At 72.9% G+C, this 14,077-nt stretch carries 12 protein-coding genes; 5 read left to right on the forward strand and 7 right to left on the reverse strand.

Annotated elements, in window-relative coordinates; translation table 11 throughout:
• From MYMAC_RS05300 to MYMAC_RS05320, 5 genes are all read right to left on the reverse strand, one after another.
• On the reverse strand, positions 1-1,152 hold the full coding sequence (locus MYMAC_RS05300; protein ID WP_095957299.1) for a glycosyltransferase family 4 protein: 1,152 nt from the start codon (positions 1,150-1,152) through the stop codon (positions 1-3).
• Positions 1,149-2,408, reverse strand: coding sequence for a glycosyltransferase family 4 protein (locus MYMAC_RS05305; RefSeq protein WP_095957300.1), 1,260 nt, complete (start codon positions 2,406-2,408; stop codon positions 1,149-1,151). Before MYMAC_RS05305 ends, MYMAC_RS05300 begins: the two co-directional genes overlap by 4 nt.
• Before the next feature lie 112 nt (positions 2,409-2,520).
• Positions 2,521-3,681: a glycosyltransferase family 4 protein gene (locus MYMAC_RS05310; RefSeq protein ID WP_095957301.1), complete on the reverse strand. Its 1,161-nt coding sequence runs from the start codon at positions 3,679-3,681 to the stop codon at positions 2,521-2,523.
• Positions 3,678-4,826: a glycosyltransferase family 4 protein gene (locus MYMAC_RS05315; protein ID WP_095957302.1), complete on the reverse strand. Its 1,149-nt coding sequence runs from the start codon at positions 4,824-4,826 to the stop codon at positions 3,678-3,680. Before MYMAC_RS05315 ends, MYMAC_RS05310 begins: the two co-directional genes overlap by 4 nt.
• A gap of 9 nt (positions 4,827-4,835) precedes the next feature.
• Complete coding sequence (locus MYMAC_RS05320; protein WP_013935797.1) at positions 4,836-5,504, reverse strand: class I SAM-dependent methyltransferase; 669 nt, start codon at positions 5,502-5,504, stop codon at positions 4,836-4,838.
• 193 nt (positions 5,505-5,697) lie between these two features.
• Here MYMAC_RS05320 and MYMAC_RS05325 point away from each other — a divergent pair, with 193 nt between their 5' ends.
• From MYMAC_RS05325 to MYMAC_RS05335, 3 genes are read left to right on the forward strand one after another with little or no spacing between them, the layout of a single operon-like run.
• Positions 5,698-7,188: an oligosaccharide flippase family protein gene (locus MYMAC_RS05325; RefSeq protein ID WP_095957303.1), complete on the forward strand. Its 1,491-nt coding sequence runs from the start codon at positions 5,698-5,700 to the stop codon at positions 7,186-7,188.
• Positions 7,185-8,135, forward strand: coding sequence for a glycosyltransferase family 2 protein (locus tag MYMAC_RS05330; RefSeq protein ID WP_095957304.1), 951 nt, complete (start codon positions 7,185-7,187; stop codon positions 8,133-8,135). The genes MYMAC_RS05325 and MYMAC_RS05330 overlap by 4 nt, the downstream gene beginning before the upstream one ends.
• Position 8,136: 1 nt before the next feature.
• Complete coding sequence (locus tag MYMAC_RS05335; protein WP_095957305.1) at positions 8,137-9,054, forward strand: glycosyltransferase family 2 protein; 918 nt, start codon at positions 8,137-8,139, stop codon at positions 9,052-9,054.
• A 1-nt stretch (position 9,055) separates the two neighbouring features.
• On the opposite strand, the gene MYMAC_RS05340 is transcribed toward MYMAC_RS05335, so the two are convergent.
• Positions 9,056-9,610, reverse strand: coding sequence for a DUF2780 domain-containing protein (locus MYMAC_RS05340; RefSeq protein ID WP_013935793.1), 555 nt, complete (start codon positions 9,608-9,610; stop codon positions 9,056-9,058).
• Positions 9,611-9,835: 225 nt separating this feature from the next.
• Between MYMAC_RS05340 and MYMAC_RS05345 the strand changes: the two genes are divergently transcribed.
• Positions 9,836-10,858, forward strand: a complete 1,023-nt coding sequence (locus MYMAC_RS05345) for an ROK family protein (protein ID WP_095957306.1) — start codon at positions 9,836-9,838, stop codon at positions 10,856-10,858.
• A gap of 162 nt (positions 10,859-11,020) precedes the next feature.
• Positions 11,021-12,922 (forward strand): LTA synthase family protein, encoded by a 1,902-nt coding sequence (locus tag MYMAC_RS05350; protein ID WP_204817400.1) that lies wholly within the window; start codon positions 11,021-11,023, stop codon positions 12,920-12,922.
• On the opposite strand, the gene MYMAC_RS05355 is transcribed toward MYMAC_RS05350, so the two are convergent.
• Positions 12,876-13,985 (reverse strand): acyltransferase family protein, encoded by a 1,110-nt coding sequence (locus MYMAC_RS05355; protein WP_204817402.1) that lies wholly within the window; start codon positions 13,983-13,985, stop codon positions 12,876-12,878. The genes MYMAC_RS05350 and MYMAC_RS05355 overlap by 47 nt on opposite strands.
• Positions 13,986-14,077 lie beyond the last annotated feature (92 nt).

The raw sequence follows: 14,077 nt of genomic DNA on the forward strand, positions 1-14,077 counted from the left end.
TCAGCCGCGCCGCTCCAGGAGCTCGGTGAAGAAGTCGAGGTGGGCCTTGGCCACCACCGGCCAGGCGAAGCGGGTGACGGCGCGCTCCCTTCCGCGCGCGGCCAGGGCCTCCCGGCGCTCGGGGCTCTCCAGCAGGCTCGCGAGCGCCTGCGCCCAGGCGGCAACGGACGCCTCCGGCAGGACGATGCCTGCGTCGCCCATGGTGCGTGGCACCTCGCCCGAATCACTGCCGAGCACCGGCACGCCACACGCGAAGCCCTCCGCCAGCATGCGGCCGAACTGCTCCCGCCACTGGGGCGTCGTCTGGCTGGGCGCGCACAGCACATCCATGGCGTTGAGCGCGCGCGGCACGCCGTGATGGGGGACCCCGGTGAGGACGCGCGCCGCGTCTCCATGCCGCGCCGCCCAGTCGCGCAGGGCGCCTTCCATGGGGCCCCCGCCCACGAAGAGCGCCCGCCACGGTGTGCCGAGCGCGTCCAGCGCCGCCATCAGCAAGGGCACGCCCTTCTCCGGGACGAAGCGGCCGAGAAACCCCACGACGGGTGGTCCGGAGGTCGCCCAGCCCAGCTCCTGCCGCAGGGACTCACCCTGGGCGCGGTTGGGGTGGAACAGGTCCACGTCCACGCCCATGGGGATGGCGCGCGCGGGGCGCTCCGCGTAGCCGGGGCGGGTGAGGAGGTTTTCCTTCACCGTTTCACCCCACGCCACCCAGCCGGCGGACCGCTGGACGACGCCGCGCTCCGCCTGCGCGAAGGGCGGTGGGTAGCGCTTGGACAGGTTCTGCGCGGTGCAGAAGACGAAGGGCACGCGCCGCGGGGTGAGCAACGCCAGCTCCAGGCCGGCCAGGACGTAGGGCTCCTCCCACGCGTGCACCAGGTCCGCGCTGCTCGCGAGGTGGGCGCGCACCTCCGGGCCGTAGAGGAAGGCGTGGAGCGAGCGGCTGAAGAAGGCGCGCACGCCCTCCGTCCTGGCGGCCTCCTCCGCTTCGAGCTGGAGGGTGAGGGGGCTCAGGTCGCCGTGGAAGAAGCGGGGCGCGACGGTGGTGACGTCCCAGGTGCCCGCGCCCACGAGGGCCATTTCGTTGGCGAGGCGCCGGTTGAGGCCGACGACGTAGGAGTGGGACAGGGTGACGAGCCGGCGTGCGCGCTTCAATGGACGGGGACTCCACGGCCTTCAGCGGGGGGGCTGCTCCGCGCGAGCGTGCGGTACAGGGCGAGCACCTCGCTGGCGTAGCGCTCGCGTGAGAATCGCGCCGCCGCGGTGAGGCGCGCGGCCGTGCCCAGCCGGGCTCGCAGTGCCGGGTCATCCAGCAGCGCGCGCATCGCCTGGACGAGCGCGTGGACGTTGCCCGGTGGCACGAGCAGCGCGTCTACGCCGTCCGTGAGGGCCTCCGCCGCGCCGCTCGCGCTGGAGACGATGGCGGGCCGCCCGCAGGCGAGCGCCTCCGCGATGGTGAGGCCGAAGGGCTCGCGCCGGGTGCTGGCGTGCACGAAGACGTCCAGGGCCCGGTACACCGACGCTGGCTGGGCTTGGAAGGGCACCAGCCCCGCGCGCTCCGACAGTCCTCGCGAGGCGATGAGCCGGCGCAGCTCCTCCTCGGTGAATTGGGAGCCGGGCGTCTGGTACAGGGGCGCGCCCACCAGGTAGTAGCGCACGGGCAGGGCGGGGTACAGGCGCGTCATCGTCGCCGCTGCTTCGAGGAAGGCGTCCTGGCCCTTCCAGCGGGCATACGTGGCGACCAGCCCCACGCGGAGCGTGCCCGCTGGCGCCGTGGGCAGGCCGGACAGCAGGTCCAGTCGCGCGCCGTCCATGGGGCCCGGCGAGAAGTGGGTGGTGTCCACGCCGTTGTAGACGACGTGCACGGGGACGCGGAACAGCACCTGTCGCGCGTCGTCGCCCACGGCTCGCGAGTTGGCGATGGCCGCCGACGCGAGGGGGGAGATGAGCCGCAGCGCGCTGCGCACCAGCGGGCGCTCGCCGAGGAAGTCATGGATGTGCCACACCCGCTTCAGGGGCAGGCCGGCGGTGGCGGCGCTGAGCAGGTGCGTCTTGATGCCGTTGGAGTGCACCAGGTCGGGGCTCACCTCGGCCACGTCGCGGCGGAGCGCGCGTCCATGGTCCGCGAGGTGGCCGGGGGCAGGCGCGAGGCGGCGGGCGAAGCGCAGCGCCTCCAGTGGACCGTGCCCGCGCAGGGCGGAGTCGCCCAGGGTGGACAGTTGCTCCGGCAGCGGCAGCAACCGCGCGTCCACGCCCAATGCACGCGCCTCGTCGAGCAGCGGCCCCGCTGTCCCCGCGCGCAGGTGGAGGGACAGCGTCGCGTCCTGCTGCTTCAGGCAGGCGAGCAAGTCGAGCAGCGCGCGCTCGGCTCCGCCAAGGATGCCCACGGGATTGAGGAAGAAGAGGCGCACGGCGGATGGACCGAAGCAAACACCTCCTCCCGGGTCAAGGAACGTCACCAGGGCCTGAAGGGCAGCCGACTCGGCCGGGCGATGACGTCGCCGCGGGTCGCGAGCGCCGGCCTCAGGGGGAGGCGGTGTCCAGCAGCCGCAGATAGGCGTCCAGCACCGTGCGCGCATGCGCGGCCCAGGTGAAGCGCGCGGCGCGTGACAGCCGGGCCTCGCGCGACGGCTGCGCTCCGCTTCCGGTGAGCAGGGACGACACGGCGCCCACCCAGGCGGGCACGTCACCCACGGGGCAGTAGGTGCAGGACTCGGCGCCCACCTCTCGGAGCACGGGCAGGTCGCTGGCCACGACAGGGGCGCCACAAGCCAGTGCTTCGATGACGGGGAGGCCGAAGCCCTCCGCTTCGCTTGTTACCAGCACGGCCGCCGCGTTCCGGTAGAGGCCCGCCAGCGTGGCGCGTTCCTGCCGGGCGGGCTGGAGCAGCGCGTCGCCGATGCCCAGCGCTTCCACCTGCGCGCGCTGCGCGTCGTTCAACACGCCACCTTGCTGGACCAGCTGTAGCTCCGGGTGCCGGGAGCGAAGCGCGGCGAACACGGCGAAGAGCACGTCCAGGCGCTTGCGAGGAATCGCGCTGCCGACATGGAGCAGGTAGGGCCGGCCACCCAGCGGCGCGAGCACCGCCTCGCTGTCATCGAGGGCCCCCGCCGGCTCCGGGCGGTATTCAGGCGACACCCCATACGGCGCCCACACGAGCCGCGATTCCGGCACCACGCCGTGCGCGAGCAGCTCCGAGCGCACGGCCTGGGTGCTGTGAAACACGATGGCCGCGCGCTCCAGCCCGGCGAGCTGGGCACGCGCCATGGCGCGGAACCAGGCGGGGCGTGGCTCGCGGTGGGGCTCCAGCACGGAGCGGAACGCATCCATGTCGTGGCAGTAGACGCCGGTCCGTGACGCGGGAAGCGCGTGGACGAGCTGCGCGTAGGTGTGGTCCACGACATGGAACACGTCGTACCGGCCCCGAGCGAGCAACGCGCGGCCCGGGTAGAGGCCAAAGCGGGTGAGGACCCGGTCCGCGTTGAAGGCCGCGTTCCGAAGGCCCACGCGCGGGAGCCGCCGCGCCACCTCGGGCATCGACGGGCGCAGGGCCTCTGCTCGGACTTCGGAGGTCTGCGCGGCCAGCCCCGCGAGCAGGGCCTCGCCCACCAGGTCCATGCTGGGCCACCCCTCCTCGCGAGGGTCCATGAGCAGCGCCAGCCGAGGCGCGGAGTGAGGCCTCATGTCGGAGCGGCACGCAGCAGTGCATCCACCGTGCGCTCCAGCGCGAAGTGCTCGCGGTAGATGCGTGAGGCGCGCTGTCCCAGCTCCCGCCTGGCGTCCGAAGGCGACAGCAGGGCCTCGGCACACTCCACCAGCGCGGCGGGCGCCGTGCCCTCCGCCAGGGCGACCGCGCCCAGCTCACGCCACAGCGGCTCCGTGAGGTGCCCCGTGTGCGTGACCACGGGAAGCCCCAGCGCCAGCCCCGCCATCACCGTGGTGCGCCGCGTGCTCACGCCGTCCGGATAGGGTTGCAGCATCACGTCACACGCCGCCAGATGCACGGCGATGGCGTCGAGCGTGAGTGAGTCCCTGGCCACGAGCCGACCGCTCAGCGCGGGATGCCGTGTCTCCAACCCTTCGACGAAGGCGCGGCTGCCTCTGCCCAGCAGCAACGCGCGGCGCGTCCCATCCTTCCGCAGCAGCGGCACCAGCGCGGCCTCCAGCGGCTCGGCGGTGAGCCGCCCGAAGGTGCCGAAGTGACCCAACCAGGGCCCCGCGCCAAGCGCCGAGCGGAGCGCGTCCACGGCCTCCCGGGGGACCTCGACGGGCAGGTTGCTGGGGACAGGCAGCCAGGTCGCGTGAGGCCGGACGCGAGCGGGCAGGTGCGCCGCCCACTGGGGAATGGACATGAAGACGCGGTCCGCGGCGCTCGCCACGATGCGCACCATCAGCCGCGTGGTGCCCGCGAGGACGTGGTGGCGCCACGGCCCACGGGGACTCCACGGGTGGACCGCCTCATGGACGTAGACCCAGCGCGCATCCTTCCGCCGGGCGGCGAACCACGCGCAGAAGGGGACGTTCATCGCCTTCATCCCGAACGCGTGGGGCACGTACTGGAGCAGCAGCCGCCGGGGCCCCGGGCACGCATCCAGCCCGCGCGACAGGCCGGGCAGCCCCGCGGGCGTCAGGAGCCCGGGGACGCGGTGAACGGTGACGCCGTCCTCGTCGCGCACGCCACCTTCGCCAGGCGCCCAGACGTGGACCTCCTGCCCGGCGCCCGCGAGCGCGCGGCCCACCTGCCGCGTGTAGTCACCGACGCCGCCGGGCCTCGGCGGGTATTCGCCGGTGAGGATGTGCCAGGCGGGCGCGGTGCGGGGCGGGGGCATGGCGTGGCGTCAGGACGCTTCCATGTCTCGGATGGCCAGGAGCTGGAACGCGTGCTGGGGCCAGCGCGTGGCGAAGGGCTCGGTGAGGATGGACAGGCGGCTGCCCAGGCGGAAGGGCCGGATGCGCGGCAGCGCGTAGTCGCCGCGCAGGGGCTTCCAGCCGCTCATGCCGGTGACGCGGTAGCCGCGCAGCTCGAAGTCGTAGACCTCCCAGCCGGAGCGGTGCACCTGGTGGACGTTGTCGTCCCACTCGTCCTGGGGCAGGAAGCCGTTGGGCGTGAAGATGATGACGCGCTTGCGCGCCAGCGACTCCATCATCTCCAGCAGCCGGAAGCCGTCCTGCTTCTCGAAGTGCTCGATGACGTCCAGCGCGACGACGGCGTCGAAGCGCTTCGGCCCGAAGTGCCTGCCCGCCTCCAGCAGGTCCATGCAGTGGTATTCGCGGTGGATGCCCGCCGCGCGGCTGCGCTCGATGCTGGTCGGGTGGCCATCCACGCCCACGGTGTGCGGCAGCAGGTGGGAGAAGCTGTGCAGCGGCGAGCGCGAGCCACAGCCGATGTCCAGCACGCTGTCACAGGTGCCGACCAGCGCCTCCTTGAGGGTGCGGTGCAGCACCTCGTGCTCGCCCACGAGGACTTCGCGCTTCAGGAACTGGAGGACGTTTCCACCGGGCAGCATGCCGGCGGACCGTAGCCCCGGCGCTCCGCGGAGGGCAACCCTGGCGCGGTGCCCAGGCAGGCGAGCGCGCCTGGCTCCCGTGCGGGGAACGCGCGTTGCTTGTGGGCCCTGGGCGCTGTCGCTAGCATTTCCTCTTCCCGCGCGCCCTCGCGCTGGCCCTCCCCGGGACGCCCGGAGCGGGCCGCCCAGCCCCATGAACGCGACCGCAGCGCCCGAAGCCTCCGCCGTCGAAGTCAAGGCGCGTGCCCTGAAGGGCATGTTCGTCCTGGCCGCCCGGACCGTGGCGTCCCAGGGCCTGCGGGTGGTGAGCGCGCTGTTCCTGTCCCGGCTGCTCTTCCCGTCGGACTACGGCCTCTTCGGCATCGTGTCCTACGCGGCCTCCCTGGGGGTGTTCCTGGGCGACCTGGGCCTGAGCGCGGCGCTGGTGCGCCAGCCGCACGAGCCCACGCGGGATGAGACCTTCACCATCTTCTGGTGCCACCAGGCGCTCACCGCCGCCGTCGTGGCCGTCGTCTGCCTGCTGGCGCCCCAGCTCACGCGAGGCTACGCGCTGGGGGACGGGGCGGTGCCCATGGTGTGGGCGCTGGCGCTGGGGCTGTTCCTGTCCTCGCTGCGCGTGATTCCGCTGATGGCGCTGGAGCGCCAGCTCGCCTTCCCCGTCATCGCGCGCGCGGAGCTGATTGAGAACGTGGTGCAGGTCATCACCACCATCTCCCTGGCGGCGCTGGGCTTTGGCGCGTGGGCGCTGGCGCTGGGCGGCCTGGTGCGCGGCGGGGTGGGGCTGGTGCTCATCTGGTGGGCCTCGCCCTGGCGTCCGCGGGGACGCTTCCGCGTGGACGTGCTGCGGCGGCTGTTGGGCTTCGGGCTGGCGTTCCAGCTCCCGCCCCTGGTGGCGGCGATGGTGGCCGGCTGGGTGCCGCTGGTGGTGGGGCACCTCCTGGGCAAGGACGCGGTGGGCCTGGTCAACTGGGCCTGGGCGCTGGCCTCCACGCCGATGATGCTGAGCGTGGTGCTCAACCGCGTGGCCTTCCCCGCCTACTGCCGGCTGCAGGATGACCCGGAGGGCTTCGCGGACTACCTGCGCACCTCGCTGCGCCGGCTGTCGGCGGTGCTGCTGCTGGCCATCCCCGTGGCGGTGCTCGCCGTCCCCGTGGCGGTGCCCCTCTTCTTCGGCGCGCGCTGGGTCCCCGCGGTGGTGCTGGTGCAGTGGTTCAGCCTGGAGTGCATCCTGACCACGCTGGTGGGCCTGCTGGCCACGGCGCAGAACGCGGGGGGCCGCCCCTGGGAGCGGCTGGCCGTCGTGGTGGGGGTGGGCGCGGCGAAGTGGGGGCTGGGGACCTGGGCCATCCAGCGCTTCGGCCTGGAGGGCATGGGGCCGGCGGGCGTGGCGGTGGGGCTGGCCGAGGTGTGGGTGACGGCGTGGCTGGTGGAGCGGCTCAACCCGGCGATGCGCGGGCTGGCGCGGCAGGTGGTGGAGCCCTTCGTCACCCTGGGGCTGTTGCTGCTGGGCGCGTGCCTGGCGGCGATGCGGCTGGTGGATGAGGGGGTGGTGGCGCAGGCGCTGGTGGGCGCCGGGGTGTTCGCCATCCTGGTGTATGTCCGCGAACGGCTGCCGGGGACGCTGCCAGTCCTGGGCGAGCTGAGGCAGATTCTCGAATTCGTCCGGGCACGGAGGCGCCAATGAAGAAGCCAGACCTGGTCATCTCCATCGTCAATCACAGCAACCCGGAGCTGCTGCACGACTGTCTGCGCACGCTGTACGCGACGACGCGAGACTGCTCCTTCGAGGTCTGGATTGTCGACAACGCCACCGGCGGGCGCGGCGTGGACGCCATGCGGCGCGACTTCCCCCAGGTGCGCTGGCTCTTCAACTCGGAGCGCAAGGGCTTCTCCGCCAACCACAACCAGGTGCTGCGCCAGGCACGGGGCCGCCACTTCTGCATCTTCAACGACGACACCATCGTCCACGAGGGCGCCTTCGACGCGCTGGTGCGCTTCATGGATGACAACCCGCGCGTGGGCATGGCGGGCGCGCGGCTGTTGAACGCGGACGGCACCATCCAGAACTGCACCTTCCGGCCCATGTCGCTGGCCGGGCAGCTCTTCGACATCGTCTTCCTGCCGCGCCCCCTCCACTTCCTCAAGGCAATGGCCATCGACCCGGCGCAGTACGGCCACGACGAGGCCCGGGTGAACTGGGTGCTGGGGGCCTGCATCGTCGTGCGCGAGGAGGCGCTCGCGGAGGTGGGGCTGCTCGACGAGCAACTGTCCCCGCTGGGCAACACCGAGGACACCGACTGGTGCGTGCGGGCCTGGAAGGCGGGCTGGGAGGTGGCCTTCTGCCCGGAGGCGGTGATTACGCACCTGACGAGCCGCTCGTTCCGTCCGTCCGACACCGGCGCGGACAAGGTGCGCATCGAGCTGTGGCGCACCCGGCTGGCGTACTTCCGCAAGCACCACGGCCGGCTGCACGAGGCGGCCATGCGGGCCATCCTGGTGGGGACGCTGCCCTACAACTCGGCGGTGCTGACGCAGACGCTGCTGCGCGGGCGCATGCGCCTGCCGGAGTACCGCAAGCAGCTGGCCACCTTCCTGGGCATCTCCCAGATGGGCCTGCGCGCCCGCGTGTGACATGCCCTTCTTCTCCGTCGTCATCCCCACGTACAACCGGGCGCGCCTCCTGGAGGTGGCGCTCGACTCGGTGTTCGCGCAGGAGGAGCGCGACTTCGAGGTGCTCGTCGTGGATGACGGCTCCACCGACGACACGTTGGAGCTGCTGGCCCGCTACGGCGGGCGGGTGCGCGTGCTCGGGCAGCCCAACGCGGGGCCCGGCGCCGCGCGCAACCTGGGCATCCAGGAGGCCCGGGGCACCTACGTGGCCTTCCTGGACAGTGACGACGTGTGGTTCCCCTGGACGCTGGCCACGTACCGGCGGGTGCTCGAAGCGGAGGGCGGGACGTCGCTGGTGCTGGGCACGTCGACGCTGTTCTCCCGGGTGGAGTCCCTGGCGGGCGTGGCCCGCGAGCCGCTCCAGGTGCTGCGCTTCACGGACTACCTGGCCAGCGCCGGGGACAGGACGCCGCGCACCGCGTGCGTGCTGGCGGTGCGCACGGAGGCGCTGCGGCGCGTGGGCGGCTTCACCCCGCTGCGCATCAGCGGCGAGGACTACGACTTGCTGTACCGGCTGGGCACGGAGCCGGGCTTCGCCTGGGTGCGCGCGCCCGTGGTGGTGGGCTACCGGCAGCATGAGGGCTCCACGTCCACGTCCCTGGAGTCCGGCTACCGGGGCACGCGGTACCTGTTGGAGCAGGAGCGCCTGGGGCGCTACCCGGGAGGCGCCGCCCGCAGGCGCGAGCGGCTGGAGATGCTGCTCTACAGCCTGCGCCATGTGTCGCACTGGCTTTTGTCCCAGCGCCGCGTGGACCTGGCGTTGGATTTGTACCGGCGCGGCCTGCCGCTCCACCTGGCGGTGCCGCGCTGGCGCTACATGCTGGGCTTCCCGCCGTGGGCGGTGGCCACCACCGTGCGCCAGCGCGTGACGGGCCGCTGACTCAGCGTCCGCCGCCGCCCATCAATCCGCCCAGCAGGCCCCCCAGGCCGCCGCCTCCGCCGCCGGGCGTGTCGCCCCCGCCGCCCGCGCCGGCCAGCAGCGGCACCGCGGAGAGGATGCGGCCCATGAGCGCGGGGTCCAGGCGCGACTTGAGGAAGTTCAGCAGCAGGGGCGCGACGAGGGACGCCTTGCTCGCGTCGATGTTGAAGCGCCCCAGCAGGGCCGCCACGGCGGCCACGTCACCGGCGTGCCCCGCGGCGCCGCCCAGCGCGCTCAGCATGCCGCCCGAGCCGCCTTCCTGGCCGGACATGAGGCCCCCCAGCGCGCCCATCAGCCCGCCGCCCGCGTCGGGCGCCGTCTGGGGCGCGGACGTGGCGCTGGGGGCCTGCCGCCAGGTCTCCAGCTCCGGAACCGCCTGGCCCATCTGGCTCGCCGCGTCGGGGCCCAGCTTCTCCTGCACCGTGCCCTGCACCATCTTCAGCAGCGAGCCCGCCAGCCCCTGCGCCTGCGTCCCATTCACCCCGAGCTGCTGAGAGAGCTGTCCGATGAGGTCCATCCCTTGCTCCTTTCCTGTCGCGCGTCCGTGTGGAGCGCCTTTCTAGCGGGCCCCGCGAGGCGGCGCGGAGGCGTTGGTGGGGAACCGTTGCTCACGGACAGGCCGGGCGGCACGCAGGCCGGCCGCTCCGCCGCCTGCTCGCCGCCTCCACGCGGCCGGTTTGGACTGCGCATCTTCGCTGGGGAGGCACGGGCGCCGTGCCCGGTCCCCGGCCGGAGGCGTGTGATGCGGGAGGCGAACGCGGTGGGCTCGCGGCGGGAGACGGCGGCGCGTGACACCCCGGAGTGCTGGGGCGGGGTCGACCTGGGCGGGACGAAGATCGAGGCCGTGGTGGTGGACCGCGCGGGCACCGTCCTGGGGAAGCTGCGCCAGCCCACGCCCGCCGACGGCGAGCCCGGCGACGTGGTGCGCGCCATCCATGACACCCTGGAGGGGGCGGCGCACGCCGCGGGCCTGACGCCGCGCCAGCTCCTGGGCGTGGGCGTGGGCGCGCCCGGCGCGGTGAACGCCAACGAGGGCACGCTGGCGCACGTCAGCAACGTGGGCCGCGGCTGGACGGCGCCGTACCCGGTGGCGGGGGAGTTGGGCGCGCGCGTGGGCTGCCCCGTGGCGCTGGGCAACGACGTGCAGGTGGCGGTGGCGGCCGAGTACCGGCTGGGCGCGGGCAGGCCCTACCGCTCCCTGCTGGGCGTCTGGTGGGGGACGGGCGTGGGCGGAGGCCTGGTGCTGGACGGCGTGCCGTGGCGCGGCCGGGGCGCGGCGGGCGAGGTGGGCCACATGGTGGTGAAGCCGGGAGGCGCCCGCTGCGGCTGTGGCCGGCGTGGCTGCCTGGAGGCCTACGCGGGCCGCGCGTCCATGGAGCGCCGCGCCCGCACGGCCGTGTGCCACGGCGAGGCGACCGTCCTCTTCGACTTGATGCGGAAGAAGGGCCGCACCCGGTTGACCAGCAGCATCTGGGCCCGGGCGCTGGCGCACGAGGACGCGCTGGCCACGTGGCTCATCGGCCGCGCGGTGCGGATGCTGGGCGTGGGGCTCGCCTCCGCCATCAACCTGCTGGACGTGGAGGCGGTGGTGCTGGGCGGCGGCCTGGGCACGCGGCTGGGCCCCGACTTCGCCGGCCGCATCCATGAGGCCATGCGCCCGCACATCTTCGTCCCGGAACGCCAGCCGCCCGTGCGCGTCGCTGAACTGGGAGAACTTTCCGGTGCCATTGGCGCCGCGCTGCTGGCCCAGCCGCCGCTGGGCTGAGGCGCGCCCCGGTATCCGGGGGCTGGGGCGCCGCGCCGGGCGCATGCCCACACACAGCGTGGCAGGGGGCGAGAACCCGACCCACGTCGCATGGAATGCCCCAGCCCCTGTCAGGTAGTCTCCGCGCCTCCTCGCTCCCTGGTCGATTGGAGGCACTTGTCGTTGGCACGCCGCACACGGATTCCACAGACCCTGTTCTTCCAGCGGCCGCCCTCCAACCTGTGGCCGTTGGTGGGCGTCCTCCTGGCCTCGGCGGTGCTCGTCGGGGCCATGGAGCTGACCATCGCCATCTTCTCCAGCGTGGGCCTGGAGGGCATCACCCAGCGCAACGCCTACTCGATGCTCCTCAGCGTGGGCGTCATCTCGGCGGTGACGGGCCTGCTGTGGGCGGTGACGAACCGGGTGGGCATCTCGGTGGCGCTGGTGATGTCGGCGATGCTCTTCACCGTCACCCTGCACATCCGGAAGGTGCAGCTCATCGACCGGCCGCTGATGCCCTGGGACTTCCTGGAGTGGCGGCAGGTGACGGCGCTGGCGCCCACGCTGCTGCCCGGCGGCGGCGCCCTGGCCGCCATCGGTTCGTGTCTGTTGCTGGTGGCCATGCTCTTCGTCATGGCCCGCGCGGTGGCGCGCGGCACGCCCCGGTATCCGCTGCCCAAGGCCGGACGCCGCAACCTGGCGCTGGCGGCGGTGGCGTACCTGCTGGTCATCATCTTCCAGCAGCACCTGCCCGTGCGGCGCGTCTTCAACCGCTTCGGCATTTACGACCAGGTGTGGGACCAGCGCTCCAACTTCCAGATGAACGGGCTCACGCTGATGATGCTCTGGAACTGGGAGGGCCTGCGGCTGGCGCCGGGCGGTGAGTACTCACAGGAGAAGGTCCACGCGGCCCTGGGCGTCCCGCCGGGCGTGGTGCCCACCGCGCCCCAGGAGCCCGTGGACGTCGTCGTCTTCATGGCTGAGTCGCTGTGGGACCCGCTGCGGCTGGGCGTCCCCCTCAGCGAGGACCCGCTGCCCTTCGTGCGCTCGCTCATGGGCAAGCACAGCTCGGGCAACCTCATCAGCCCGGCCTTCGGCGGCGGCACGGCCAACGCGGAGTTCGAGCTGCTGACGGGCATGTCCTCGTCGTTCGCCCCGGACGGCGCGTTCCCCTACCAGCACTACGTGCTGCGGCCCGTGGACGCGCTGCCGTCCCTGTTCCGCCGCGCGGGCTACCAGACGGTGGCCATCCACCCCTTCCACTCCTTCTATTGGAGCCGCGACGTGGTGTACCCGCTGCTGGGCTTCGACTCCTTCCAGTCGCTCACGGACTTCCCGTCGCCCCGGCTGGAGGGGCCCTGGGTGTCCGACGAGGAGGTGGTCGACCACATCCTCCACGAGCTGTCCGACGAGCGTCAGCCGCGCTTCATCATGGCCGTGACGATGTCCACCCACGGGCCCTACAACCTGCCGCTCACAGGGGAGGAGAAAATCGAGGTCCAGGGCGACACGCTCTCCGCCGACAACCGGCTGCTCCTGAAGAACTACGTGCACAAGCTGCGGCAGATGGACAAGGCCGTGGAGCGGCTGGTGCGGCGGCTGGAGGCGCGCGAGCGCAAGACGCTGCTCGTCCTCTTCGGGGACCACCTGCCGATGCTGGGCTCGGACTACGCGACCTACCGCGAGGCGGGCTACTTCCAGGAGCCGTGGACGGACGCGCAGCGCGAGCGCATGGCGGAGGTCCCCGTGGTGCTCTGGACGAACTTCCCCGCGCCCCGGGAGGAGCTCCACATGAGCATCAGCATGCTCACCCCGCGCATCCTCGAGACGGCGGGCATGCGGCCTCCGGGCTTCTTCGCCTTCGTCTCCGAGCTGTCCAAGGTGCTGCCCGTGGTCCGGGGCGATTTGCTGCGCGACGCCTCCGGCGAATACCTGCCCACGGGCGACAAAATCCCCCAGGCGCCGGAGCCGGGCTCGTGGGCGGACTGGATGCGGCGCTACCGGCTGCTCACGTACGACAGGCTGGCGGGCGACAACTTCAGCGCGGCCCAGGCGGCCGGGGCGGTGACTCAGGACTCGCGGTGACGGGGGCCGCCGGACGCCGCGCCCACCGGGGGAGCCGCTCCTTGCGCCGCAAGGCGGGCTGCTCCACCCACCGCCACGACAGCGCCGAAAGCACCAGCACGCAGGGGAGCGCCACCGCCGCGTTCACCCACCACGCCGTGCGCCCGCCCAGCAGCGCGGTGACGGCCTGCTGCACGGGGAAGGCGTAGAGGTAGACGCCGTAGGACAGGTCGCCCCGGCGCCCGAAGTCCGCCAGCGCCCCCAGGGGCCGGAAGGCGAGGTACAGCACGACGTAGCCGCCCAGGAGCCCGGTGACGATGCGGCAGCCGTACCCGAGCCGCGCCGTGACGAGCCACCCCGCGGCGCACGCCAGCGCCACCCAGGGGCTCATCCGCACGCGCTCGCGCCACTGGTACAGCGCCACGCCGCCGCCGAAGTACAGGTACAGCTCCGGCCAGAAGCCCAGCCGCCCGGTGACGAGCGTGGCCACCGCCGCGCCCACCAGGCCGAAGACGACCATGCCCTTGCGCAGCAGGCCCGTGAGGCCCAGGCCCAGCGTCAGCAGGTAGAAGCCGACCTCGTACTTCAGCGTCCACAGCGAGCCGTTGACGGCGGTGGGGTACGCGTTGCCTTCGAAGACGCCGGGCAGGTGCCACTGAGGCCAGTTCAAGGCGAGGTTGCCCAGCAGGTACCGCGCGGTGTCCGGGGCCGTGAGGTACTCGCCCAGGGGCAGGCGGGTGAAGGCAGGCCCCAGCACGCCCACCGTCAGCAGCAGCATGACCCCCAGCGCGGGGAAGATGCGCAGCGCCCGGGCCCAGACGAAGCGCGCCACGTCGGGCGTCCGCTCCCAGCTCCGGGTGATGAGCACGCCGCTGATGATGAGGAACACCGCGACGCCCAGCCGCCCCAGGGAGAACTGTCCCCGCGTGAAGGCCTCCAGGGGCTCCGCCGTCCCCTTGCCCTCACCCAGGGGGAAGGCGTGGCTGAACAGCACGCCCGCCGCCGCGGCGAAGCGCAGGAAGTCCAGGTTGTTGCGGCGCGAGTCGAGGCACGCCTGCAACGTGTGCGGGGAAGCCGGGGGCATGGGAGCGGGAATCGGTGGCATTCTCGCCCACGCCGCGCACCCATGAAAAGCAGGCAGGCCGCTTCCGGGTGTTCTAGAAGGCGGCCCCGTCC

The sequence above is a fragment of the Corallococcus macrosporus DSM 14697 genome, assembly GCF_002305895.1.
Lineage (GTDB): Bacteria > Myxococcota > Myxococcia > Myxococcales > Myxococcaceae > Myxococcus > Myxococcus macrosporus.